This is a genomic window from Brachybacterium kimchii, assembly GCF_023373525.1.
In the GTDB taxonomy this organism is placed as follows: Bacteria; Actinomycetota; Actinomycetes; order Actinomycetales; family Dermabacteraceae; genus Brachybacterium; species Brachybacterium kimchii.
On the sequence record NZ_CP097218.1, the window covers coordinates 1,664,938 to 1,686,830 of the forward strand.

The 21,893-nt window shown below is 72.5% G+C and carries 20 protein-coding genes; 11 read left to right on the forward strand and 9 right to left on the reverse strand.

What is annotated here, in order from left to right; translation table 11 throughout:
- Window positions 1–89: 89 nt before the first annotated feature.
- From M4486_RS07935 to M4486_RS07950, 4 genes are read left to right on the forward strand one after another with little or no spacing between them, the layout of a single operon-like run.
- Entirely contained in the window at window positions 90–1,688 is a 1,599-nt protein-coding gene (locus M4486_RS07935; RefSeq protein WP_249480610.1) for an aminopeptidase P family protein, read from the forward strand.
- Between the two features lie 26 nt (window positions 1,689–1,714).
- The gene (locus M4486_RS07940; protein ID WP_249480612.1) at window positions 1,715–3,055 is read left to right on the forward strand and encodes a magnesium transporter MgtE N-terminal domain-containing protein; all 1,341 of its coding nucleotides are present in this window, start codon (window positions 1,715–1,717) and stop codon (window positions 3,053–3,055) included.
- Window positions 3,056–3,060: 5 nt separating this feature from the next.
- Window positions 3,061–3,795 carry a DUF1003 domain-containing protein gene (locus M4486_RS07945; RefSeq protein ID WP_249480614.1) on the forward strand — a complete coding sequence of 245 codons (735 nt, stop codon included), beginning with the start codon at window positions 3,061–3,063 and terminating at the stop codon, window positions 3,793–3,795.
- A complete protein-coding gene (locus M4486_RS07950) occupies window positions 3,792–5,009 on the forward strand; it encodes an Mrp/NBP35 family ATP-binding protein (RefSeq protein WP_249480615.1) in 1,218 nt (405 codons plus the stop codon). Before M4486_RS07945 ends, M4486_RS07950 begins: the two co-directional genes overlap by 4 nt.
- Window positions 5,010–5,121: 112 nt before the next feature.
- Here the strand turns inward: M4486_RS07950 and M4486_RS07955 are convergent, their stop codons facing one another.
- Window positions 5,122–5,517 (reverse strand): twin-arginine translocase TatA/TatE family subunit, encoded by a 396-nt coding sequence (locus M4486_RS07955; RefSeq protein ID WP_227488204.1) that lies wholly within the window; start codon window positions 5,515–5,517, stop codon window positions 5,122–5,124.
- A 186-nt stretch (window positions 5,518–5,703) separates the two neighbouring features.
- Here M4486_RS07955 and M4486_RS07960 point away from each other — a divergent pair, with 186 nt between their 5' ends.
- Window positions 5,704–6,357: an O-methyltransferase gene (locus tag M4486_RS07960; RefSeq protein ID WP_249480617.1), complete on the forward strand. Its 654-nt coding sequence runs from the start codon at window positions 5,704–5,706 to the stop codon at window positions 6,355–6,357.
- Window positions 6,358–6,688: 331 nt separating this feature from the next.
- Here the strand turns inward: M4486_RS07960 and M4486_RS07965 are convergent, their stop codons facing one another.
- The 7 genes from M4486_RS07965 to M4486_RS07995 form a co-directional block, all read right to left on the reverse strand.
- Window positions 6,689–6,859 (reverse strand): DUF3117 domain-containing protein, encoded by a 171-nt coding sequence (locus M4486_RS07965; protein ID WP_152353492.1) that lies wholly within the window; start codon window positions 6,857–6,859, stop codon window positions 6,689–6,691.
- Between the two features lie 103 nt (window positions 6,860–6,962).
- Window positions 6,963–7,202, reverse strand: a complete 240-nt coding sequence (locus M4486_RS07970) for a hypothetical protein (RefSeq protein WP_249480618.1) — start codon at window positions 7,200–7,202, stop codon at window positions 6,963–6,965.
- Window positions 7,199–7,942, reverse strand: coding sequence for an LOG family protein (locus M4486_RS07975; protein ID WP_249480620.1), 744 nt, complete (start codon window positions 7,940–7,942; stop codon window positions 7,199–7,201). Before M4486_RS07975 ends, M4486_RS07970 begins: the two co-directional genes overlap by 4 nt.
- 43 nt (window positions 7,943–7,985) lie before the next feature.
- Entirely contained in the window at window positions 7,986–9,254 is a 1,269-nt protein-coding gene (locus M4486_RS07980; RefSeq protein ID WP_249480622.1) for a polysaccharide deacetylase family protein, read from the reverse strand.
- Between the two features lie 325 nt (window positions 9,255–9,579).
- Window positions 9,580–10,962 (reverse strand): APC family permease, encoded by a 1,383-nt coding sequence (locus tag M4486_RS07985; RefSeq protein WP_249480623.1) that lies wholly within the window; start codon window positions 10,960–10,962, stop codon window positions 9,580–9,582.
- Window positions 10,959–12,092 (reverse strand): succinyl-diaminopimelate desuccinylase, encoded by a 1,134-nt coding sequence (dapE, locus tag M4486_RS07990; protein WP_249480629.1) that lies wholly within the window; start codon window positions 12,090–12,092, stop codon window positions 10,959–10,961. Before dapE ends, M4486_RS07985 begins: the two co-directional genes overlap by 4 nt.
- Before the next feature lie 13 nt (window positions 12,093–12,105).
- On the reverse strand, window positions 12,106–13,995 hold the full coding sequence (locus tag M4486_RS07995; RefSeq protein ID WP_249480631.1) for an FAD/NAD(P)-binding protein: 1,890 nt from the start codon (window positions 13,993–13,995) through the stop codon (window positions 12,106–12,108).
- Between the two features lie 212 nt (window positions 13,996–14,207).
- On the opposite strand from M4486_RS07995, the gene M4486_RS08000 reads away from it, so the two are divergent.
- The 6 genes from M4486_RS08000 (at window position 14,208) to M4486_RS08025 (ending at window position 20,217) form a co-directional block, all read left to right on the forward strand.
- The gene (locus M4486_RS08000) at window positions 14,208–15,764 is read left to right on the forward strand and encodes an MDR family MFS transporter (RefSeq protein WP_429798331.1); all 1,557 of its coding nucleotides are present in this window, start codon (window positions 14,208–14,210) and stop codon (window positions 15,762–15,764) included.
- A 136-nt stretch (window positions 15,765–15,900) separates the two neighbouring features.
- Window positions 15,901–16,887 carry a 2,3,4,5-tetrahydropyridine-2,6-dicarboxylate N-succinyltransferase gene (dapD, locus tag M4486_RS08005; protein WP_249480633.1) on the forward strand — a complete coding sequence of 329 codons (987 nt, stop codon included), beginning with the start codon at window positions 15,901–15,903 and terminating at the stop codon, window positions 16,885–16,887.
- Window positions 16,888–16,945: 58 nt separating this feature from the next.
- Window positions 16,946–17,884 carry a hypothetical protein gene (locus M4486_RS08010; RefSeq protein WP_249480635.1) on the forward strand — a complete coding sequence of 313 codons (939 nt, stop codon included), beginning with the start codon at window positions 16,946–16,948 and terminating at the stop codon, window positions 17,882–17,884.
- A 51-nt stretch (window positions 17,885–17,935) separates the two neighbouring features.
- Entirely contained in the window at window positions 17,936–18,904 is a 969-nt protein-coding gene (locus tag M4486_RS08015) for a helix-turn-helix domain-containing protein (RefSeq protein ID WP_249480637.1), read from the forward strand.
- The gene (locus M4486_RS08020) at window positions 18,897–19,388 is read left to right on the forward strand and encodes a VOC family protein (RefSeq protein ID WP_249480645.1); all 492 of its coding nucleotides are present in this window, start codon (window positions 18,897–18,899) and stop codon (window positions 19,386–19,388) included. Before M4486_RS08015 ends, M4486_RS08020 begins: the two co-directional genes overlap by 8 nt.
- 34 nt (window positions 19,389–19,422) lie before the next feature.
- Window positions 19,423–20,217 (forward strand): glycerophosphodiester phosphodiesterase, encoded by a 795-nt coding sequence (locus tag M4486_RS08025; RefSeq protein ID WP_249480647.1) that lies wholly within the window; start codon window positions 19,423–19,425, stop codon window positions 20,215–20,217.
- 270 nt (window positions 20,218–20,487) lie between these two features.
- Here M4486_RS08025 and M4486_RS08030 read toward each other — a convergent pair whose 3' ends face one another.
- On the reverse strand, window positions 20,488–21,885 hold the full coding sequence (locus tag M4486_RS08030) for a citrate synthase (protein WP_249480654.1): 1,398 nt from the start codon (window positions 21,883–21,885) through the stop codon (window positions 20,488–20,490).
- Window positions 21,886–21,893: the final 8 nt, after the last annotated feature.

Here is a 21,893-nt window from a genome sequence, read left to right on the forward strand (position 1 = left end):
CATCCTGCCAGCCCCGTGCCCGCGCGGAGACCTGATCCGCAGGCCACCGTCCGACCCCGGCGCGCGCCGCGTGAGACGATGCGCGGGTGATGACCCAGAACAACGATGTGCCCCGTCCCACCACGCGCGAGACCCCCGCTCCGGCGGCCCAGGAGGCCCCGGCCGACGGTCCCGGCCCGAGCGCCGAGGAGCTCGCCTCCCGCGGCGACTCGCGCTCCGAGCGCCCCACCAACGAGGCCTTCCGCGCGTTCATCGCCGCCGATTGGGACGAGACCGTCCCGGCGGCCGAGCGCCGTGAGGTCGCGGACTTCACCCCCGCGCGCCGCGACGCGCTGGTCGGCGAGCTGCCGGCGACGCGCATGGTCCTGCCCGCGGGCGTGTTCAAGGTGCGCGCGAACGACACCGACTACCCGTTCCGCCCCGACACCGGCTTCGTCTACTTCAGCGGCCTGGGCACGGACGAGGAGCCCGACAGCGTGCTGGTCGTCGAGCCCGACCCCGACGCCGCGGAGGGCGAGCCCGCGTCCCGCGCGACCTACTTCTTCCGGCCGCGCGCAGGCTTCGACTCCACCGAGTTCTACGCCGACGCCCGCTACGGCGAGCTCTGGGTCGGGCGCCGTCCCACGCTCGAGGAGACCGCGGCGCGCATCGGCATCGAGTGCCGCCACATCGACGAGCTGCGCGATGCGCTCGCCAAGGACGTCGGCCCGCAGCTGTCGCTCGCGATCGTCCCGGGCGTCGACCCCGGCGTGCAGGGGATGGTCGAGGAGATCCGCTCCCAGAACGGACTGCCGGACGGCGAGGAGCAGACGCGCGAGTTCGATCGCCTGCAGGAGGCCGCGAGCGAGCAGCGCCTGGTCAAGGACGACTTCGAGGTCTCGCAGATGCGCGAGGCCGTGAAGGCCACCATCGCCGGCTTCGAGGACGTCGTGGCGGCGCTCCCCCAGGCCGTCGGGCACCGCCGCGGCGAGCGGGTGATCGAGGGCGTCTTCGGCGCCTCGGCGCGCGCCGAGGGCAACGGCGTCGGCTACGACACCATCGCCGCGGCCGGCAACCACGCCTGCACCCTGCACTGGGTGCGCAACGACGGCATGGTGAGCGAGGGCGAGCTCGTGCTCATCGACGCCGGTGTCGAGGTGGATTCCCTGTACACCGCGGACCTCACGCGCACCCTGCCGGTGTCCGGCACCTACTCCCCCGCCCAGCGCAGGGTCTACGAGGCGGTCCTCGAGGCGGCCGACGCGGCCTTCGCCGCGGCCCGTCCCGGCATCCGCTTCCGCGACCTGCACACGACGGCGATGCAGGTCATCGCCCGCCACCTCGAGGAGTGGGGCATGCTCCCCGGCACCGCCGAGGAGTCCCTCGCTCCCGAGGGCCAGTTCCACCGCCGCTGGATGGTGCACGGCACGAGCCACCACCTGGGGCTCGACGTGCACGACTGCGCGCAGGCCCGCCGCGAGATGTACATGGACGCCGAGCTCGTGCCCGGCATGGTGTTCACGATCGAGCCGGGGCTGTACTTCCAGGAGAACGATCTCAAGGTCCCCGAGGAGCTGCGCGGCATCGGTGTGCGGATCGAGGACGACGTGCTGGTGACCGAGGACGGCGTCGAGAACCTCTCGGCCGCGCTGCCCCGTCGGCCCGACGAGATCGAGGCGTGGATGGGATCACTCACCCCGGGCCGCTGACCGGGCAGGGCACTACCCTGAGGGACGTGACCTCTCCGCAGCCCCGCTTCTACGCCGCACGCCTGGCGGGCACCGCCGTCTTCGACCCGATCGGGGAGTCCGTCGGGAAGATCAGGGACGTCGTCGTGCTCCCCCAGGCGCGCGGCGCCGCCCGCGCCGTCGGCTTCGTGGTCGAGGTGCCGGGCAAACGGCGCGTGTTCCTGCCGGCCACCCGGGTCACCTCGATCATGCCGGGTCAGGTGATCTCCTCGGGCGTGCTGAACCTTCGGCGCTTCGAGAAGCGCAGCGGGGAGCAGCTCGCCATCGGCGATCTGCTCGAGCGCACGGTGTCGCTGCTGGACGGCTCGGGCCGGGCGACCGTGCAGGACGTCGGCCTCGAGCAGAACCGGCAGCACGACTGGGTGGTCGCGAAGCTCTACCTGCGCCGTCTGAAGACGGGCTCGGGCCTCTCGAAGCTGGTCAGCCGCGGGGAGACCCTGACCGTCGACCAGAGCGCGGTCAAGGGCCTGTTCGGCAGCGACACCGAGCAGTCGGCCGCGCTGCTTCTCGCCTCCTACCAGGACCTCAAGCCCGCGGACCTCGCCGACATCGTCCAGGAGCTGGATGCCAAGCGGCGCATCGAGCTGGCCTCGGAGCTGGCCGACGACCGCCTGGCCGATGTCCTCGAGGAGCTGCCCGAGGACACCCGTGTCGAGGTGCTCACCGGCCTGGAGTCGTCCCGCGCGGCCGATGTGCTCGACGAGATGGACCCTGACGACGCTGCGGACCTCGTCCAGGAGCTCCCCGACCAGGTCGCCGAGACGCTGCTGGGGCTCATGGAGCCCGAGGAGGCGGAGGACGTGCGCCGCCTGCTCGCCTACGACGAGTACACCGCGGGCGGCATGATGACCACGGAGCCGCTGATCACGGCCCCGGAGACACCGGTCGCGCACTGCCTGGCGATGATCAGCCGGGAGGAGCTCTCCCCTGCGCTCGCCTCGACCGTCCACGTGTGCCGCTCGCCGCTCGAGACGCCGACCGGCAAGCTGCTGGGCATCGTCCACTTCCAGCACCTGCTGCGCGAGCGGCCCGACCGGCCCGTCGGCGAGATCCTCGACGCCGACCGCCACACGGTCGAGCCGCAGGTGCCGCTCTCGGGCGTGACGCGCGAGATGGCGACGTACAACCTGGTCTCGATCCCGGTGGTCGACGACGAGGGGCGTCTGCTGGGCGCGGTCACGGTCGACGACGTGCTCGACCACGTGCTGCCCGATGACTGGCGAGAACAGGACGAGCCCCCGGTGACCACGGGCCAGATCGATCTCTCGGAGATCGCCCGCGGGATCCACAGCGACAGCACGACCACCGACGACTCGCGGAAGGGGTGAGGGAGATGGCAGACCGCACGCCGAACCTGGATGATCCGGAGCCCCTGCGCCGACGCGTCCGCAACCCGCTCTCCGGCGACACCTTCGGCCGCGGCGCCGAGGGCTTCGCCCGCTTCATGGGCACCCCGGCCTTCCTGGTCGGGATGACGCTGTTCTGCGCCGTCTGGCTGGCCTGGAACTCGATCATGCCCGAGAGCGCCCAGTTCGATCCCCGCAGCCTCAACTTCACGCTGCTGACCCTGATCCTCTCGCTGCAGGCCTCCTACGCTGCCCCGCTGCTGCTGCTCGCGCAGAACCGCCAGGACGACCGCGACCGCGTGCAGGCCGAGCAGGACCGCCAGTCCAACGACCGCAACCACGCGACCACGGACTTCATCACGCGCGAGATCGCCTCCCTGCGCATCGCCCTGAACGACGTCGCCACCCGCGACTTCGTGCGCGGCGAGCTACGCGACCTCCTCGAGGACCTCGAGAAGGAGCGCGAGGAGGACGAGGCCGCCGAGCAGGCCGAGGGCGGCCGCGGGTCCGCGAACTCCTCGGGCGCCGGGGTCTCGGGCGGCTCGGGTGCCTCGGGCTCAGGCTCGGGCTCAGGCGGCCCGGACTCAGGCGGCTCGGGCTCGGGACGCGGCGTTCTCGTCGCCGAGGCGCAGCCGCAGACCGTCGGCGTCGATCGCGAGGAGCTGCGGGCGATGCTGCGCAGCGAGGTGCGCTCGGCACTCGCGGAGCGCGGGACACCATGAGCGCCCCGCAGGACCCCGGCACGCCGGACCCGGGCCCCCGGGGCCAGGACCCGTCGTCGGCCACCGATCCCCACGACACGACCTCGTCGACCGAAGACCCCCGGATCGCCCGCATCCACGAGGCGCTCGAGGCCGTGATCGACCCGGAGATCGGTCGCCCCATCACCGAGCTCGACATGGTCGACTCGGTGACGATCGACGCCGCCGGCACCGCCGAGGTGACCATCCTGGTGACGATCGCGGCCTGCCCGATGCGCGACCGGCTCGAGCGCTCGACCGCGGAGGCGACCGCGACCGTGCCCGGCCTGGCCGGCGTGAAGGTCGATTCGCGGACGATGACCGACGAGCAGCGCAAGGCGCTCACCACGCGCCTGCGCCAGGGCCACCGTCAGATCCCCTTCAACAAGCCCGGGACGCTCACCCGGATCCTCGCCGTCTCCTCCGGCAAGGGCGGCGTCGGCAAGTCCACCGTGACCGCGAACCTCGCCGCCGCCATGGCCGCGCAGGGACTGTCCGTCGGGGTCATCGACGCGGACATCCACGGCTTCTCGATGCCGGGCATGTTCGGCATCACCGACAAGCCCACGAAGGTGGGCGACCTGCTCATGCCGCCCGAGGCGCACGGCGTGAAGGTCATGAGCATCGGCATGTTCGTGCCCGACGGTCAGGCCGTCGTCTGGCGCGGACCGAAGATGCACCGGGCGATCGAGCAGTTCGCCTCCGACGTCTTCTGGGGCGAGCTCGACGTGCTGCTGCTGGACCTCCCGCCCGGCACCGGAGACGTCGCGATCTCCGTCGCCCAGCTGCTGCCCAAGGCGCAGATGCTCGTGGTCACCACCCCGCAGGTCTCCGCGGCCTCCGTCGCCGAGCGCGTGGGCTCGCTCGCGAAGGCCACCAAGCAGGACGTCGCCGGGGTCGTGGAGAACATGAGCGGGCTCGTGCTGCCCGACGGCTCGCGCATGGACGTCTTCGGCACCGGCGGCGGGGAGCGAGTCGCCGAGACCCTCGCCGGAGCCGTCGAGCATCCCGTGCCGGTGCTCGGGCAGGTGCCTCTGGATCCGCAGCTGCGGGAGGGGGCCGACGGCGGCGTGCCGCTCGTGCTGTCCGATCCGGAGGTGCCCGCCGCCCAGCAGCTGCGCGCGATCGCCGCATCGCTCGTGGCGCGCCCGCGGGGCCTGTCGGGGATGCGCCTGCCGCTCACCGTGCGCGGCTGAGAACTGCGCGGCTGGGGCCTTCGCGGCCGAGCCGGTGACGCCCCGGCGAGCCGCAGACGGCGGGAACTGATCAGGCGGGGCGGATCACGAGGGACGTGTCAGGCGGGAGACATCAGGTCGCCTCGTCGTCGAAGGGGGCCCGCTGGGGGCCCTCGTCCTCCGCAGAGCCCTTCGTGGAGCGCTTCGAGCCGGACGCGGCCGCGGCGGTGCCCGTGACGGCGCCGGTGAGCGCCTTGGTGTCCGGGAGGATGTCGTCCACGCTGGTGTCGCCCCAGGCGTCGCGGATGATGCGGCGGGGGTCGTACTGACGAGGGTCGTACTTGCGCAGCTCGTCCATGGACAGGCCCATCTCGTCCTCGACGGTGGCCCTGGAATCATCGACCCATCGGCGCGCCTTGCGCACCCACTGCACGATGTTGCGCGTGTACTCCGGCAGGCGCTGCGGTCCGATGAAGATCACGAACACGATGAGCAGGATGAGGATCTCCCAGCCCCCGAAAATGTCCACGAGTCCACCTGCCATCGAACCGAAATGTGCCAGGCCATTATGGCAGAGCGAGCCTGTGTGGGGCGCCGGTACGACCTGGGCGGGTGCTGACGTACCCTGGTCGACATCCGCGTGCTCGCGGCGACCCGGCGGTGACCTGCCCGGTCGCGCGACCGCTCATGACCCGACGAACAGGAGGATCCGCAGATGGCATCGGGGAAGGTGACCAGCTGGGCCCACGGCGAGGAGTTCGTCGACGAGGAATCGCTCTTCGAGACGCCGGGCGTGCTCGCGCGCGCCCGTGAGCGCGGATCGGAGCTCGGGGTCGCCCCTGTGCTGCCCGGGGCCGGCGCCCTCATGCGCGTGCTCGCGGCCTCCGTCGGCGCGCGCAGCGCCGTCGAGATCGGCACCGGCGCCGGGGTGGCCTCCCTGTACGTGCTGGCCGGGATGCACCCGGACGGCGTGCTCACCACGATCGACCCCGAGGTCGAGAACCAGCGCGCGGCCCGCGAGGCCTTCAGCGAGGCGGGTCTGCGCTCGGGCCGTGCGCGCACGATCGCCGGCAGCCCGCGAGAGGTCATCGGCCGTCTCACCGACCACGCCTACGACCTCGTCAGCTTCCACGCCGATGCGCCCCACGCGCGCGACCTGCTCACCCATGCGCGTCGCCTGCTGCGGCCGGGCGGCGTGCTCGTGATCTCCCAGGCGCTCTACCACGACCGGGTCGCCGACCCCACCGCCCGCGACGCCACCACCCAGGAGGTCCGCGCGCTGCTGCGCGAGGTCCAGGAGGCCGAGGACCTGATCCCCGCGCTCTCCCCGAGCGGCGACGGCGTGCTCGCCGCGGTGCTGCGCGGCTGACACCCGCCCGGTCCGCCGAGAACGATGCCGCCGGCCCCGCCGGCCGTCGGCCCCGCTCTCCAACGGGCCCATCCTCGGTCGGGCTCCCCCACCGCCGACCCCACCCTCCGTCGGTCGGTCGGTCGAACCCTCGAGAAGTGCGAAACGGTTGCCAAGAGCGCTCTTGGCAACCGTTTCGCACTTCTCGGGACGCCCGCGGACGTGCGCCGACGCTCCGGGGGCGTCTGCGGCACGGCCCGCTCCGCCTCCTCCGCACATTGCCCCGCCCGCACACACAGGACCCCGCCCCTCATGCCGAGGGACGGGGTCCGGTGCGCTGATCAGCAGCCGGTCAGGCCTTGATCACGCCCTCCAGGGCGTCGCGCAGGGTCTTCGCCTCGGAGCCGTCGATCTCGACGACGAGGCGTCCGCCGCCCTCGAGCGGGACACGCATGATGATGCTGCGGCCCTCCTCCACGACCTCGAGCGGACCGTCTCCGGTGCGCGGCTTCATAGCGGCCATGGGCCTGCCTCCTCGGTGATGTGAACGCACGCCGCTCCCACCCCTGCGGGAGCGTCGGCAGCAACTGTCGGCCACCAGTATCTCAGGTTCTCGGAGATGACGCTCACACGTCGGACGATGCGTCCTCGCCGGACGCTGCCGCGGACCTCCTCCGACGCCTCCCGACGCCCCAGCGGCGACCGGGTCCGCGCACCGCTGCCCGCCGCGGCCGACGGTGCTCGTGGTCCGCGCCGGGGGCTGGCATCGAGAGGTCGAGCTTCCCCAGGGCCGCGAGCACCATGAGCACGGCGACCACGGCGGCCACGAGGAGCAGCAGCACCACACCGGGGCCGACGGCGGTCATCGCTGCCGGAGTGCGGCGTCGCGCAGCACGTCCAGGGCCTCGTCGGCGGTGTCGACCACGCGCAGCAGTCCGAGGTCCTTCTCGCTGATCAGGCCGTGGTCGAGCACGGTGCCGCGGATCCAGTCGAGCAGCCCCTGCCAGTAGGCGCGGCCCACGAGGACCAGCGGGAACATGCGGATCTTGTGGGTCTGCATGAGGCACAGTGCCTCGAACATCTCGTCGAAGGTGCCGAAGCCGCCGGGGAGCACCACGAAGCCGCTCGAGTACTTCACGAACACGGTCTTGCGGGCGAAGAAGTACCGGAAGTCGACACCCAGGTCGACATACTCGTTCATCCCCTGTTCGAAGGGCAGCTCGATGCCCAGTCCCACCGAGACGCCGCCGCACTCCTTGGCGCCCTTGTTGCCGGCCTCCATGATCCCCGGGCCGCCGCCCGTGATGACGGCGTACCCGAGGTCGACGACCCCGCGGGCGATCTGCTCGGCCTTCGCGTAGTCCGGGTGGTCCGGGGCGATGCGCGCCGAGCCGAAGATCGAGATGGCGGGACCGAGCTCGGCGAGCGCACCGAACCCCTCGACGAACTCCGCCTGGATCCGCATCACCCGCCACGGGTCCGAGTGGACCCACTCCCCCGGCCCCTCCTCCTCGAGGAGGTGCTGGTCGGTCGTGGTGGTGGGCCGCTGCGACCCGCGCAGCGTGATGGGTCCCTTGCGGTGCCTGTCGGTGTTCTGGGCGGTCATGAGGCGAGCGTAGCGTCCGTGCACGGCGATCGGCCCCGGCGCCTCAGAGCCCGGGGCGGGAGTGGTCGATCACCGAGGAGGAGTCGAAGAACGGCTCGAGGCTGGTCTCCTCGCCCGCGGCGTTCGCGCGCAGGCGGATGCCGTCGACGTTCATGCGGGCCTGGCGGAGGTAGCCGTCCTGCATCTGCGCCCAGTACTCGGCGGTGCCGTCCACGAGGAAGATGTAGTCGAAGCCGTGGTCGCGCACGGCCTGGTACTTCGGGTCCTGGGTGTCGTAGGGCGGGACGCCGCTGAGATCGGCGCCGAAGGGGAGGATCAGCAGGTCGGTCTCGCCCGTGAGCGGCTTGACCTCAGCGTCCCAGCGGTCGAAGTCCCGGGTGAGGTGCGCGAGCGAGGACTTCTTGATGTCGAGGTGCCCCCAGCTGTGGCTCGCGATCTCCCAGCCGGTGTCCTTGAGGGCGGCGGCGGTCTTCTTCGCCTTCTCCTGGGCGGTCTTGAGCTTCTCGGGGTGGTCCCCGTACTCGCGCTTCGAGCTGCGGTAGCCGAGGATGCCGTTGTAGCCGGTGAGGGCGAGCACGCCCTTGTGACCGTGGTACGAGAAGTCGGGGTGGTCCTCGAGGAAGTCGTCGACGAGGGGGACCATGTCGTAGGAGCCCTCGGACGTCTTCCCGTCGGCGTCGGTGTACGAGTTGACCACGCGGCCGTCGGCGTTCGGATGGAGGTCCGCGGCGAACCCGTCGCCCTCCATGTACTCGTAGTAGCAGACGTCGTCCTGCGAGAGCACCATGGGCTTGCGGTCCTTGGGCAGGCGGATCGGCAGGGGCTTCATCGTGCCGTCGTCCTGCTTCTCGCAGATGTCGTGCGGGCTGACCAGCACGTACCCGTCGTCGTAGACGTCCTGCATGATCTTCGTGAACTCGTCGATCGTGCACATGTAGTCGTCGTAGCCCTGGGCGTCCTCGTCGCCGTCGAAGGCGCGCTCGGGATCGACGATGAGCGTGTGGAAGAACAGGTGGGAGACCTGCAGGTCGTTCGGCCACTCCACGAGGGCCTCGCGCGCGGAGGAGATCTTCGTGCGCAGAGAGTCGACCTCGTCGCCGTCCTGGCCCTTCAGGGTCTTCTCGGCGGCGTCCGGGTCGTGCTGGGCGAGCTGGCGCTGCGCCTGGGAGACCTTCTGGGCGCGGATCTCCTCGGCAGTCGGCTTCTTGGACGCCGCGCCGCCTCCCTTGCCCCCGCCCGGGCCGCCCTGCGTGCATCCGGCCGCCGTGAGGACCGTGCCCCCGAGCGCCGTGGTGGCGAGTGCCGTGCTCACCGTGCGCCGACTGGGTGCCGCATGCGGTGCGCGCGTCGCTCGTGCCATCTCTGATCCCCCTTCGTCGATGCACCGGGCCCCGATGCGGCGCAGCCGCCCCCGGCGCGTCCACACTACGGCGGCGCTCGGACCGAGCGGGGAGGCTCCGGGGTGTGTCGGCGGGGCCGACGAGGAGCGCGGCGACCGCGCCTCCAGCGGCCCGACGGGACGGGTATTGGGCACGGCCGATGTCGCTGGGTGAGACCTCGACGCCATATACGCGCCGAAGTCTCACCCAGCAACATCGAAGGGGCGCTCCCCGGCCGCAGGTGCGGGCCGCCCGGGGTCAGGCGGAGGCGGCGCGGGGGCCGCGCACGATGAGGACGATCAGTCCGAGCACTGCCCAGACGGCGCCCACGGCGAGCGCGAGCGGGCTCGAGGAGACGAGCACCGCGAGCAGCGATACGGCGCCCAGGATCGGGATCACCAGATGCGGGAGCGGGCGCACCGGTCCCCCGCGCCGGCGCATCACGAAGTAGCCGATCACGGAGGCGTGGACGAGCACGAAGCCGGTGATCGCGCCGACGTCGACCGCGGAGGAGACCACGTCGAGCCCGTCGGGGCGCAGCGCCGCCCACAGGGCGACGGCGACGTTCCCGGCGGCGGCCGCGAGCACGCCCGCCACCGGCGCGCCGGAGCGGGCGGACACCTTCGCCAGACCACCGGGCAGCGACCCGGAGCGGGCCATGTCCATGATCACGCGGCTCGCCGCGGCCTGGCCCACGAGCGCGCTGAACATCGCGCCCACGCCCTTGGCCAGGGCGAGCAGGCCGTGCAGGAGCGGGCTGATCGAGGAGTCGACCATCGCGTAGTAGGCATCGCCCTGCAGGGACGGGTCGGCCTGCAGCTGGGCGGTGGTCTGCGGGGAGAGCAGCGCGCCGATGTAGGTCTGGACGATGAAGAGCACGCCGGCGACCGCGAGACACACGAGCGTCGCCCGGGCGATCGCGGCGGAGCCCCCGCGGGTCTCCTCGGCGAAGGTCGCGAGCGCGTCGAAGCCCAGGTAGGACAGGACGGCGACGGAGACCGCGCCGAGCACGAGTCGGGGGTGAAGGCCGGCGCCGCCTCCCGTGATCGGATCGAGCCAGCCGCGCACCGGCCCGTCGGACGCGAGGACCGCGATCCCGGCGATCACGACCGCCGCCAGCACGAGCACCTCGACGAGGACGACGACGGCGGAGACCTTCGAGGTCACACCCACCCCGGTGAGGTTGAGGCCGGTGGTGAGCACGACGGCGACCACCACGAACGCCCACACGGGGATCTGCGGGAACAGCGAGTGCAGGGCGATGCCGCTGAAGAGGTAGGCGACCGAGGGGATCAGCACGTAGTCCAGCAGCATCATCCAGCCGCCCATGTGGCCTGCTCTGCGGCCGATGCCCTCGCTCGCGTAGGCGAAGACGCTGCCGGCGCGCGGGACGGCGCGGGACATGAGCGCGTAGCTCGAGGCGGTCAGTGCCATCACCAGGGTCGCGACGAGGTAGACGACGGGCACCACGCCGCCGGACTTCGCGTCCAGCGTCCCCCATACGCCGACGGCCGCGGCGGGGCCGATGAAGACCAGGCCGTAGGCGAGCAGCTGGCCGAAGCCGATGCTGCGGCGGAGAGCGGGCGCGCCGCCTGCCGGCTCCGCGGACTCGCCGGGCACCCGCGCGCTCGGGCTGGTCATCGGGCCGACGGCTCGAGCCAGCGGCGCAGCCCGTCGAGCGCGGCGCGGAGGTCCTCGAAGGGCACGTGCTCGTCGTCGGTGTGGGCGAGGAGGGGGTCGCCGGGGCCGAAGTTCACGGCGGGGGTGCCGAGCTCGGCGAAGCGGGCGACGTCGGTCCACCCCTGCTTGGCCGCGACGCCCACGCCGTCGCCGAGCGCCGCGAGGAACTCGCGGGCGGCGGGGGTGTCCAGGCCCGGCAGGGCGCCGGCGGCGCTGTCGGTGACGACGATGTCCACGTCGCACCCCTCGAGGAGCTCGCGCACGTGCGCCTCGGCCTGCGCGGGGCTGGTGTCGGGCGCGAAGCGGTAGTTCAGGGTGAGGGAGGCGCGATCGGGGATGACGTTGCCGGCGATGCCGCCGCCGATGGCGACCGCGTTCAGGCACTCGCGGTACTCGAGGCCGTCGATGACGGCGCGGCGGGCCTCGTAGGCGTCCAGCCGCTGCAGGACCGGGGCGAGGTGATGGATGGCGTTGTCGCCGACCCAGTCGCGGGCCGAGTGCGCTGCGGTCCCGTGCGCGGTGACCTCGAGCTTCATGGTGCCCTTGCAGCCGCCCTCGACGCCCGCGGAGGTGGGCTCGCCGAGGATCGCGAAGTCGCCGCGCAGGTGCTCGGGGTGGGTGCGGGCGATGCGGGTCAGGGAGTTGTCGGCCGCGGCGACCTCCTCGTGGTCGTAGAAGAGGAAGGTGAGGTCCCGCGCGGGCTCGGTCGCCTCGACCGCGACCGCGAGCAGCATCGCGACGCCGCCCTTCATGTCGCAGCTGCCGCGGCCCACGAGCTCCTCGCGGCCCTCGCGCACGCGCCGCGACGAGGGCAGGTTGTCCGCGACCGGCACCGTGTCGAGGTGACCCGCGAGGACCACGCGCTCCTCGCGCCCGAGGTCCGTGCGGGCGATGACGGTGTCGCCGTCCCGGAGGACCGTGAGGTGCCGGGCATGGGTGCGCAGCGCCTGCTCGACGGCATCGGCGAGCGCCTTCTCGTTCCCGGAGACGGACTCGATGTCCACGATCGCGGCGGTGAGCTCGACGATGTCGGCGCGGGGGTCGAGGGACGGCGCGGAGCCGGCGGGGGCGGAGCTGGAGGACGAGGTCATGCGCCCTATCGTGTCACGCGGGCAGCACGCCGCCCCAGGCCGCGAGGCGTCGCGCGACGACCTCGGCGTGGTGCAGGAGCTGCGGAGCGGTGCCGGGCTCCGCGGTGATCGCGGACCCGGGCTGGGCGGTGGAGACCGGGACGCCGACGAGCAGGCGCCGCTCGTGGACCCGCCCGTCCTTGCCGATCGGGGCGTAGAGGCCGTCGACCGCGATCGAGCCCGTCGGCACGCGCCGGCCGGTGCCCCGCGAGGCCCACGAGTCCTGGCGGGCCTCTCCGCGCTCGCGCCACGCCCGCAGCAGCGGGGAGGTGAAGGCGTTGAGCTCGACGCCCGGCAGATGCGCCTCGAGCACCCCGTCGCACGCGTAGCGGCAGTCCTCGCCCGCGGTGACGACGAAGCTGCCCGCCTCCTCGTCCACGTCCACGCGCATCCCCGGACCCGTGAAGCGCACGAGCCCGGCCTCCTCGAGGGCGAGCATCTGGCGCACGCGCAGCACCGGCGGCCCGGAGGCCCAGGACGCGAAGGCGTTGCGCAGGTGGCCGTCGATGTCACGGGCCACGGACTGCGTGGTGTAGGCGCCGAGGTCGATGAGCTGGTTGACCTGGATGCGGCACGCGACGAGCACGCGGAAGACCAGCAGCCAGGCGGGGTCCGGCTCGGCGGCCTCGCGCAGGCTGCGGCGGAACACCTCGAGCGTGCGCTCATGGGCATCCCGGATCGGGCCGCCGCGCCGCCCGAAGGGGAAGAGGATCCGCAGGATCGCCGACTCCTCGGCGAGCGCGCGGAAGCCGGAGACCGCGAGGGCCCGCTGCAGCTCGGCGAGGATCAGCGGCATCACGTCGGCCTCGTGGTCCAGGCCGTCGGGCCGCACGGACAGCTCGAGCACGCGCTCGCGGGTGAGGATCCGCGGCTCGTGGGGCTCGGGGAGGTAGGGCCGCAGATCGGGCTTGGGCCGGTAGACCATGCCGGAGCGCGAGCCGACGACCAGCTGGGGCTCCCCGCCACCGGGGAGGTAGCGCAGCCCCGAGGGGGCGTGCGCATCGGGCGCGAACCTCCCGCCGGCAACGTCGGTGAGCATGCCGATCGCATCGTAGAAGTTCAGTCCCATGCCCTGCACGGCCACGCGCTCGCGGCCCAGCAGTCCGGTGAAGTCCACCTGGAGGGGGTTCGCGGGAGCCGCGTGCACGAGCCCGTGGCGCGCAGCGGCGTGCTCCATCACCTGGGAGCGCGGCCCGGGGGCCGTCGCGAGGTGTCCGAGGGCGAGGGCGACGGCGTCGACGCTCAGCTCGGTGCCGTCCTCGAGCGCGACCCGCTGCGGGGCGCCGGGCTCGCCCGAGACGTCCAGGGCGCTGGTCCGGTGCACGCGGATCCGCAGACGCGCGGGGTCCGCGTCGGCGACGGCGCGCTCGAGCACAGCGGCGAGGTAGCGGCCGTGGGCGGCGCGGGAGGCGATGTCGGCCGGTCCCAGCCCTTCGGCGGCGAGGAAGTCGGCGAGGGTCTCCGTGTGCGGGACGGGCAGCTCGGGCCGGCACGACTCGTCGGGGTACATGGTGGTCTGGCAGGTCGCGGTGTTCATGAGCAGGACCTCGCCCTGGTCGCTCCGCCAGACATTGCCGCCGAGGCCGGCGCACGGGTCCACGAGGTGCACCTCGAGGAGGCCCTGCCAGTCTCCCCTCTGCGAGGCCGCGACCAGGCGCTCGATGATCGCCGTGCCGCGTGGGCCGGCCCCGATCACGGCGACCTCGCGGCGCACCGCACCGGCTCCTGCGTCCTCGGCGCGCCCGGGGCCGCCCGGCAGGACCTCGCGGCGCGCGCGCTCGCCCGGGATCTCACGGCGCACGCCCTCGCCCGGCGCGGGAGCCGCGGGGCGGGTGCTCGGCGTGGGATCGGGAGCGACGGTCATGGATCCCAGTATCGGGGTCGTCGGCCGCGGCGCGGGAACGGGACCCTCCGGGGCGACTGTGACGTTGGACCGCGCGAGCACGCCCGCGGGCGCACGGAGTCCTACACTTCCGGAGCGCTCCGGCGCGATGCCAGGCTCCCCTCTCAGGTCCGGTCCCGCAGGGACCGTCGGCCGACGGGCGCTCCTCTCCCTCGAAGTCCCAGGAGGACCCCATGCCCGCGGAGCCCCGCACCACCGACCCCCGCGGTGCCGCCCCGGCGCCGACGCAGACCTCCGAGCTCAGGCCGTGGCCCGCGCTGTGGTCGATGATCATCGGCTTCTTCATGCTGCTGGTGGACGGCACGATCGTCTCGATCGCGACGCCGCGGATCCAGGACGAGCTCGACGCCGACATCACCAAGGTCATCTGGGTGACCAGCGCCTACCTGCTCGCCTACGCCGTGCCGCTGCTGGTCACCGGCCGTCTCGGCGACCGCCTGGGCCCCAAGCGCGTGTACCTCGCCGGGCTCGTCGTCTTCACGCTCGCGAGCCTGTGGTGCGGGCTGTCCGGCACGATCGAGATGCTGATCCTCGCGCGCGTGGTCCAGGGACTCGGCGCGGCCCTGATGACCCCGCAGACGATGACCGTCATCACCCGCATGTTCCCGCCGCAGCAGCGCGGCCCGGCCATGGCGCTGTGGGGCGCGACCGCGGGCGTCGCGAACCTCGTCGGCCCGATCCTCGGCGGCGTCCTGGTCGACGGCCTCGGCTGGGAGTGGATCTTCTTCGTCAACGTGCCCGTGGGCGTCGTCGGCTTCGTCCTGGCCATGCGCCTGGTGCCGAACCTCGAGTCCCACGCGCACCGTTTCGACCTGCCCGGCGTCCTGCTCTCCGCGGTCGGCATGTTCCTGGTCGTGTTCGGCATCCAGGAGGGGTCCACCTACGACTGGGGCACCATCTCCGGCATCATCTCCGTCCCGCTGCTGATCGGCGCGGGCGTCGTGGTGCTGGTGCTGTTCGTGCTCTGGCAGGCGAAGCAGAAGGGCGGCGAGCCGCTGCTGCCGCTCGGTCTGTTCCGCGACCGGAACTTCGCCGTCGCCAACCTCGCGATCGCCGGGGTCGGCGCCGCGATCGTCACCTTCGCGCTGCCCATCGTGCTGTGGACGCAGAACGTCAAGGGCTTCTCCCCCACCCAGTCCGCCCTCCTGCTCGCACCGATGGCGATCATCGGCGGGGGCCTCTCCCCCGTCGTCGGCAAGAACCTGCACCGCTGGAACACGCGGCTGCTGGCCGTCGCGGGCCTGGCCCTGTTCGGCCTGGGCATCGCGGTGATGGGCGTGCTCGTCATGAACGACGCCGCCTGGTACTGGCTGCTGATCCCGGGCGCCGTGATGGGCCTGGGCAACGCGGGCATGTGGGCGCCGCTGTCGATCTCCGCGACCTACGGCCTCTCCCGCGCGCAGGCGGGCGCCGGCTCGGGCGTCTACAACGCGATGCGCCAGCTCGGCGCCGTGATCGGCTCCGCGGCGATCGCCGCCGTGATGGCCTCGCGCATCACCTCCGAGTTCGCCGACGCCGGCCTGGGCGGCGGCTCCGGCGCGGGCGGCGGGGCGAGCGACCACGCCGCCGCGGGCGGCGAGGCCGGCGCATCCTCCGGCGGCGTGCTGCCGGACATGCTGCACGCTCCGTACGCGCATGCGATGGGCGAGAGCCTGTTCCTGCCGGCGGCGATCATGGGCGTCGCCGTGATCGCTGCGCTGTTCCTGCGCAACGCCAACGCACGAAGCTGAGGGCTCGGGCCGACGGGACGACGAGGCGCTGACTCCTCGTCGTCCCGGGCCCGAGGAGGGCACGGCCGGCGGGCAGGAGGATTCCCACACCGCAGGGGGATAGGAAGCGCCCGGCGCGCTCCGTAGAATCCTTCGCATGAGCACCCCCGCGAACTCCGCCGACACGACCACGCCGACGCACGCCTGGGGCATCGGCCTCGCCACTCTCGCCGCCGACGGCTCGACCCTGGACACCTGGTACCCGGCCCCGCAGCTCGGCGAGGCTCCCGCGGACCTCGAGTCCCAGCCGCTGCACGCGCAGCTCGGCGCCGCCGCCCGCGAGGACGAGGTGCGCGGCACCCGCCAGGAGGTCGTCTCCCGCGCGATCGAGCTCGCCGCCGCTCCGGCCGACACCGCCGACGCCTACCTGCGCCTGCACCTGCTCTCCCACCGTCTGCTCGAGCCCAATGTGCAGAGCCTCGAAGGCCTGTTCGGCCAGCTCACCAACGTCGTGTGGACCTCCGAGGGTCCCTGCGCGGTCCCCGGCTTCGAGGAGACCCGCCTGCGTCTCATCGCCGCCGGCCGCACCCCCACCGTGTTCAGCGTCGACAAGTTCCCGCGCATGGTCGACTACGTGCTGCCCTCCGGTGTGCGCATCGGCGACGCCGATCGCGTCCGCCTCGGCGCCCACCTCGCCGACGGCACCACCGTCATGCACGAGGGATTCGTGAACTTCAACGCCGGCACGCTCGGCCACTCCATGGTCGAGGGCCGCATCTCCCAGGGCGTCGTCGTCGGCGACGGGTCCGACGTGGGCGGCGGCGCCTCCACCATGGGCACCCTCTCCGGCGGCGGCACCGAGCGCGTGCGCATCGGCAGCCGCTCGCTGCTGGGCGCCGAGTCCGGCATCGGGATCGCGCTCGGCGACGACTGCGTGGTCGAGGCCGGACTGTACGTCACGGCCGGCACGAAGGTCAGCGTCGTCGACCCGCGCGGCGTCGAGGACGGCACCGTCGTCAAGGCGCGCGAGCTCTCCGGCATGGACAACCTGCTGTTCCGCCGCAACTCCGTGACCGGCGCCGTCGAGGTCGTGGCCCGCGAGGGCCGCACCGTCGAGCTCAACGCCGCGCTGCACGCGAACTGACCCCGCGACGCCTCCGTCCGACGCCCCGCCGAGACCCGCACCGCCGAGACCACCGCCCATGGCCCGCTCCCGACGCTCCCGCTCCGGCCGCTCGCGCATGCGGCACCTCACGGTGCCCCTCGTGATGCTGCTGGTGCTGGGCTTCGTCGTCGCCGGGACGTTCTTCGCACTGACCCGCTTCGCGTCCGTCCAGCGCAGCGGGCAGTGCACGGCGGCGGGCCTCGGGACGACGCACGAGTACACGACCGAGCGCACCGCGAACGCGGCGCTGATCAGCGCCGTCGCCGTGGACCGGGGTCTGCCCCCGCGCGCGGCGTCGATCGCGCTCGCCACCGCGTACCAGGAATCGAAGCTGCAGAACATCGAGCACGGCGACCGCGACTCCCAGGGCCTGTTCCAGCAGCGCCCCTCCCAGGGCTGGGGCGACCAGGCGCAGATCATGGATCCGGTCCATGCGACCAACGCCTTCTACGACTCCCTCGTGAAGCTCGACTACGCCACGATGAGCGTGAACGACGCCGCCCAGAAGGTGCAGCGCTCGGGCTATCCCGAGGCCTACGGTGACCACGAGACCGAGGGCCGGATCTTCGCCTCCGCCCTCACCGGGCAGTCCGGTGCGAACCTCGTGTGCGACATCGCTGCACCCGACTCCGCCGCCTCGCCCCAGAGCGTGCAGGACGCCCTGAAGGAGCAGTTCCCGCGGCGCACGAAGGCCGGGACGATCTCGAGCTCGCTGGCCTCCGCGTCATCCGTCGCGAAGGACCGGCCCGACGGCTCCAGTGCGACCGCCCTGGCCATCGACACGCACGGCGACACGGCCCTGGGGTGGGCGGTCGCGAACTGGGCCGTCGCCCGGGCGGCCGATGACGGCGTCGTCCAGGTCTCCTATCAGGGGCGCGCCTGGCAGCGCGAGTCCCACGACCAGGAGTCCGGCACGTGGCCGAGCGTCGACGGCGGCGCCGCGGACCGCGTGGTGGTGCTCGTCGCCGGAGGGTGACCAGCACCGCGCGGTGGTGCTCGTCGCCGAAGGGTGACTAGCCTCGGGAGCATGAGCGGGAACGCGCGAGCAGCGCAGGGTCCAGCACCTCCGGACACGACGCCGCAGGTCGGAACGTCGGAAGGCCGCACGGCGGACGGTCCGGCATGGGATTTCGCGAACGCCCGCACGGGCAGGCCGCCGGGCATCGACGCGATGGTCGGCTATCGCGCCCTCGACGTCCCCGCGGTGATCCATCGCGGACTCCCCGCCTCCCGCCTGACCTTCATCCTCGCCCTCGACGAGGGCGTGGAGGCAACGTCCGGGACCGCCGGCCCGGAGGGTCTGCGCCGCGCGCAGCCGGCGCCCGTGGTCATCGGCGGCCTCCACATGACATCGAGCCTCGTGCAGCAGCGGCCATCGCAGGCCGGCATCCAGATGTCCGTCCATCCCCTCGCGGCCCGTGCCCTCCTCGGCGCGCCCGCCGCCGGCCTCCCGGTCGAGGAGTTCGACGCCGCCGGCGTGCTGGGCCGCTGGGCCGTCGACCTGCAGGAGCGGGCACGCGAGGCGAATGGCTGGGAGGACAGATTCGCACTGGTCTCCGCCGGGCTCCGGCGGAGGCTCGGGCAGCAGGACCCCGGCTCCCGGGGCGGCCGTCTGCGGCCCGAACTGCTGCGCGCCTGGTGGCTGCTCGAGCGCAGCGGCGGACGCGCCCGCGTCGACGACATCGCGGAGGACGTCGGCCTGGGCACCCGACGACTCGGGGCCCTCTTCCAGCACGAGCTCGGCCGCTCCCCCAAGCAGGTCGCCGGCCTCATGCGCTTCGAGCGTGCGGTGGCCGCGGCCGCCCGCTCCGTGCGCGCCACGGGCCGTGCCGATCTGGCGTCGATCGCCGCGGACTGCGGGTACGCCGACCAACCCCACCTGACCCGCGAGTTCAGCCGTTTTTCGGGGCTCGCGCCGGGCGAGTGGATCCGCGAGGAGTTCCGGAACATTCAAGACGGCGGCCACGGCGCGGCGGAGGATCGCCTGCATGGATGACGCACGGACACCCCCGCACACTACCCCGACCACGCCGACCGCCTCCGACCTCACCGAAGACTCCCCCACGGGCTCCTCCGGGCCGACGCTCTTCGCGACGTTCCACGCCCGGGACGCCGCCGCGCTGATCGACTACCTGCAGGACGTGCTCGGCTTCGTCCTCACGGCCCGCTACGACGACGGCGGGCGCGTCGCCCACGCGGAGCTGCGCCGACCCGACGGCCGCGGCGGCGTGATGCTCGGCGACGCCCAGGAGGGCGCCGAGTGGTCCCCGGAACCCGGCGGAGCAGGCCTCTACGTGGTCGCGGACGACATCGATACGCTGTACGAGCGCGTGGTCGCCAAGGACGCGCAGGTCATCACGCCCCTCGCCGACACCCCGTACGGCAGCCGCGAGTTCGCGGTACGGGACCCCGAGGGCAACATGTGGTCCTTCGGGACGTACGCGGGGGAACAGGTCCCCGCAGCCCGCGCCCCGGAGTGACCTCCGCGGGCAGCCACGGAGACAGGAGAGGGCCATGGACATCGACGCCGGCACCGAGGCCCTGGACAGCGACCCCGCCCCCACATCCTCCCCCTCACCGGCACCGGCACCGGCACCGGCACCGGCACCGGAGATCGTCGCCCATCGCGGCGATCCCGTCGGCGCGATCGAGAACACGCGCGAGGCGATCACGCGGGCCACGGCCTCGGGCGCCCGCACGGTCGAGATCGACGTGCGGCTGACGGCCGACGGCGTCCCCGTGCTGCTTCACGACCCGACGCTCGAACGGCTCTGGGGTGATCCACGCCCGATCGCGGACATCTCGCATGGGGAGCTGGCCGACCTCGCGCCGCAGATCCCCACTCTCGTCGAGGCGCTGCGGGTCGCGGTTCCCGCCCGACTTCTCATCGACATGCCCGACGCGTCACCCGCCGCCGCGAGCGCCGCGGCCGTCGCCGATGCGCGCCGCGCTGCCCCTCGGATCCCGCCGCCCGCGTGGTGCGGCGACCTCACGGCCCTGCGCATCATCCGCGATGCCGATGCCGATGCGGAGATCTGGATGACGTGGAAGCAGGACGGTATGCCCTCACAGGATCTCGTCGACAGCCTGCGTCCGCGCTTCTGGAATCCCGAGCATCGTCGGGTCACGGCCCGCAGCGCGGCCGACGCGCGCTTCCTGGGCATGGAGGTCTCGTGCTGGACGGTCGACGACCCTGCGCGCGCCCAGGACCTGGCCGCCCTCGGGGTCCGGGCGATCATCTCCAACCGCGCCGCCCAGGTGAGGGACGAGTTCGCCGACGGGCGGTCTGGAAGCCCGGCGCAGGTCTAGGACCGGCTCAGGCCTGGGCCCGGCTCAGGTCCCCAGCCGAGCCGAGGCTCCTCGCACCGCCGACGGCCTTCGATGTCACGGAGCGGCATATAGCGGACGCCTCTGCCATATATGGCAGAGGCGTCCGCTATATGCCGCTGCGCGACACGTCAGCGCCGCGGCAAGGGTCAGTGCAGCCGTCTCGGGCAACGGGACATCAGCCCCGTCGAGGTGCCACGACCCCAGCTCAGGTGCCCACACCCCGCGGCCGACCGCGAGGCCCCGGCCCGCTCAGTGGTCCTGGCGGCGCTCCTGGGCGATGCGCTCCTGCTGGGCGCGGCGCTCGGCCTCGAGCTCCGCCTGGAGCTGCTCGAGGCGGATCTCGGTGGTGCCGGTGCGCTCGGGCATCGGGGCGTACTCGCGCAGCTCGGAGCCGGTGTAGATCTGGCGGGGGCGGCCGATCTTCGTCTCCGGGTCGTGGATCATCTCGTTCCACTGCGCGATCCAGCCGGGCATGCGGCCGATCGCGAAGAGCACCGTGAACATCTGCGTGGGGAAGCCCATCGCCTTGTAGATGATGCCGGTGTAGAAGTCGACGTTCGGGTAGAGCTTGCGCTCCACGAAGTAGTCGTCCTTCAGCGCGATCTCCTCGAGCTGCATGGCGAGGTCGAGGCGCTCGTCGTGGATGCCCAGGCGCTCCAGGACGTCGTCGGCGATCTTCTTGACGAACTTCGCGCGCGGGTCGTAGTTCTTGTAGACCCGGTGCCCGAAGCCCATCAGGCGGATGCCGTCCTCCTTGTTCTTCACGCGCTCCATGAAGTCCTTGGGATCCATGCCGCGCTCGCTGATCTCGTCGAGCATCTCCATCACGGCCGCGTTCGCGCCGCCGTGGGCGGGACCGGAGAGGGCGCCGATGCCGGCGGAGATCGACGTGAAGAGGTTGGCCTGCGCAGAGCCGACGAGTCGCACGGCGGAGGCCGAGCAGTTCTGCTCGTGGTCGGCGTGCAGGATGAGCAGCTGCTCGAGCGCGCGCACCACGACCGGGTCGGCGATGTACTTCTCGACGGGGAACCCGAAGGTCAGGCGCAGGAAGTTCTCGATGAGGGAGAGCTGGTTGTCCGGGTACAGCAGCGCGTGGCCCTTGCTGACGCGGTAGGCGTAGGCCGCCATCGTGGGGACCTTGGCGAGCAGGCGGTAGCTGCTCAGACGCACCTGGTCCTCGTCGAACGGATCGAGGGAGTCCTGGTAGAAGGTCGAGAGCGCGGAGACGCCGGCCTGCATGACAGCCATCGGATGGGCGTCGCGGGGGAAGCCGTCGAACAGGCTCTTGAAGCGCTCGTCGAGCAGGGTGCGCCGCTCGACGGAGGACACGAAGTTCTCGAGCTGTCCCTGGGTGGGCAGCTCGCCGTTGATGAGCAGGTACGCGACCTCGAGGTAGCTGGAGTGCTCGGCGAGCTGCTCGATCGGGTAGCCGCGGTAGCGCAGGATGCCCTCGTCGCCGTCGATGTAGGTGATCGACGACTTCGTGTTCGCCGTGTTCATGAAGCCCGGGTCGTAGGTGACGTCGCCGGTCTGCTTGCGCAGAGGGGCGATGCTGATGCCGCTGTTGCCCTCGACGGCCTCGACGAAGGGAAGGTCCAGATCCTGGTCGCGGTGGGTGAGGCGGGCGGTCGGCGTCGCGTTGTTCATGTGCTCTC

What these genes read in the sequence shown, in the direction of transcription:
- M4486_RS08010 (WP_249480635.1), top strand. Translation starts at nt 16,946, where the DNA reads ATGGCCCGCTCCCGACGCTCCCGCTCCGGCCGCTCGCGCATGCGGCAC.
- dapD (WP_249480633.1), top strand. Translation starts at nt 15,901, where the DNA reads ATGAGCACCCCCGCGAACTCCGCCGACACGACCACGCCGACGCACGCC.
- M4486_RS07965 (WP_152353492.1), bottom strand. Translation starts at nt 6,859, where the DNA reads ATGGCCGCTATGAAGCCGCGCACCGGAGACGGTCCGCTCGAGGTCGTG.
- dapE (WP_249480629.1), bottom strand. Translation starts at nt 12,092, where the DNA reads ATGACCTCGTCCTCCAGCTCCGCCCCCGCCGGCTCCGCGCCGTCCCTC.
- M4486_RS08025 (WP_249480647.1), top strand. Translation starts at nt 19,423, where the DNA reads ATGGACATCGACGCCGGCACCGAGGCCCTGGACAGCGACCCCGCCCCC.
- M4486_RS07995 (WP_249480631.1), bottom strand. Translation starts at nt 13,995, where the DNA reads ATGACCGTCGCTCCCGATCCCACGCCGAGCACCCGCCCCGCGGCTCCC.
- M4486_RS07985 (WP_249480623.1), bottom strand. Translation starts at nt 10,962, where the DNA reads ATGACCAGCCCGAGCGCGCGGGTGCCCGGCGAGTCCGCGGAGCCGGCA.
- M4486_RS07935 (WP_249480610.1), top strand. Translation starts at nt 90, where the DNA reads ATGACCCAGAACAACGATGTGCCCCGTCCCACCACGCGCGAGACCCCC.
- M4486_RS07950 (WP_249480615.1), top strand. Translation starts at nt 3,792, where the DNA reads ATGAGCGCCCCGCAGGACCCCGGCACGCCGGACCCGGGCCCCCGGGGC.
- M4486_RS08030 (WP_249480654.1), bottom strand. Translation starts at nt 21,885, where the DNA reads ATGAACAACGCGACGCCGACCGCCCGCCTCACCCACCGCGACCAGGAT.
- M4486_RS07945 (WP_249480614.1), top strand. Translation starts at nt 3,061, where the DNA reads ATGGCAGACCGCACGCCGAACCTGGATGATCCGGAGCCCCTGCGCCGA.
- M4486_RS08020 (WP_249480645.1), top strand. Translation starts at nt 18,897, where the DNA reads ATGGATGACGCACGGACACCCCCGCACACTACCCCGACCACGCCGACC.
- M4486_RS08015 (WP_249480637.1), top strand. Translation starts at nt 17,936, where the DNA reads ATGAGCGGGAACGCGCGAGCAGCGCAGGGTCCAGCACCTCCGGACACG.
- M4486_RS07975 (WP_249480620.1), bottom strand. Translation starts at nt 7,942, where the DNA reads ATGACCGCCCAGAACACCGACAGGCACCGCAAGGGACCCATCACGCTG.
- M4486_RS07970 (WP_249480618.1), bottom strand. Translation starts at nt 7,202, where the DNA reads ATGACCGCCGTCGGCCCCGGTGTGGTGCTGCTGCTCCTCGTGGCCGCC.
- M4486_RS07960 (WP_249480617.1), top strand. Translation starts at nt 5,704, where the DNA reads ATGGCATCGGGGAAGGTGACCAGCTGGGCCCACGGCGAGGAGTTCGTC.
- M4486_RS08000 (WP_429798331.1), top strand. Translation starts at nt 14,208, where the DNA reads ATGCCCGCGGAGCCCCGCACCACCGACCCCCGCGGTGCCGCCCCGGCG.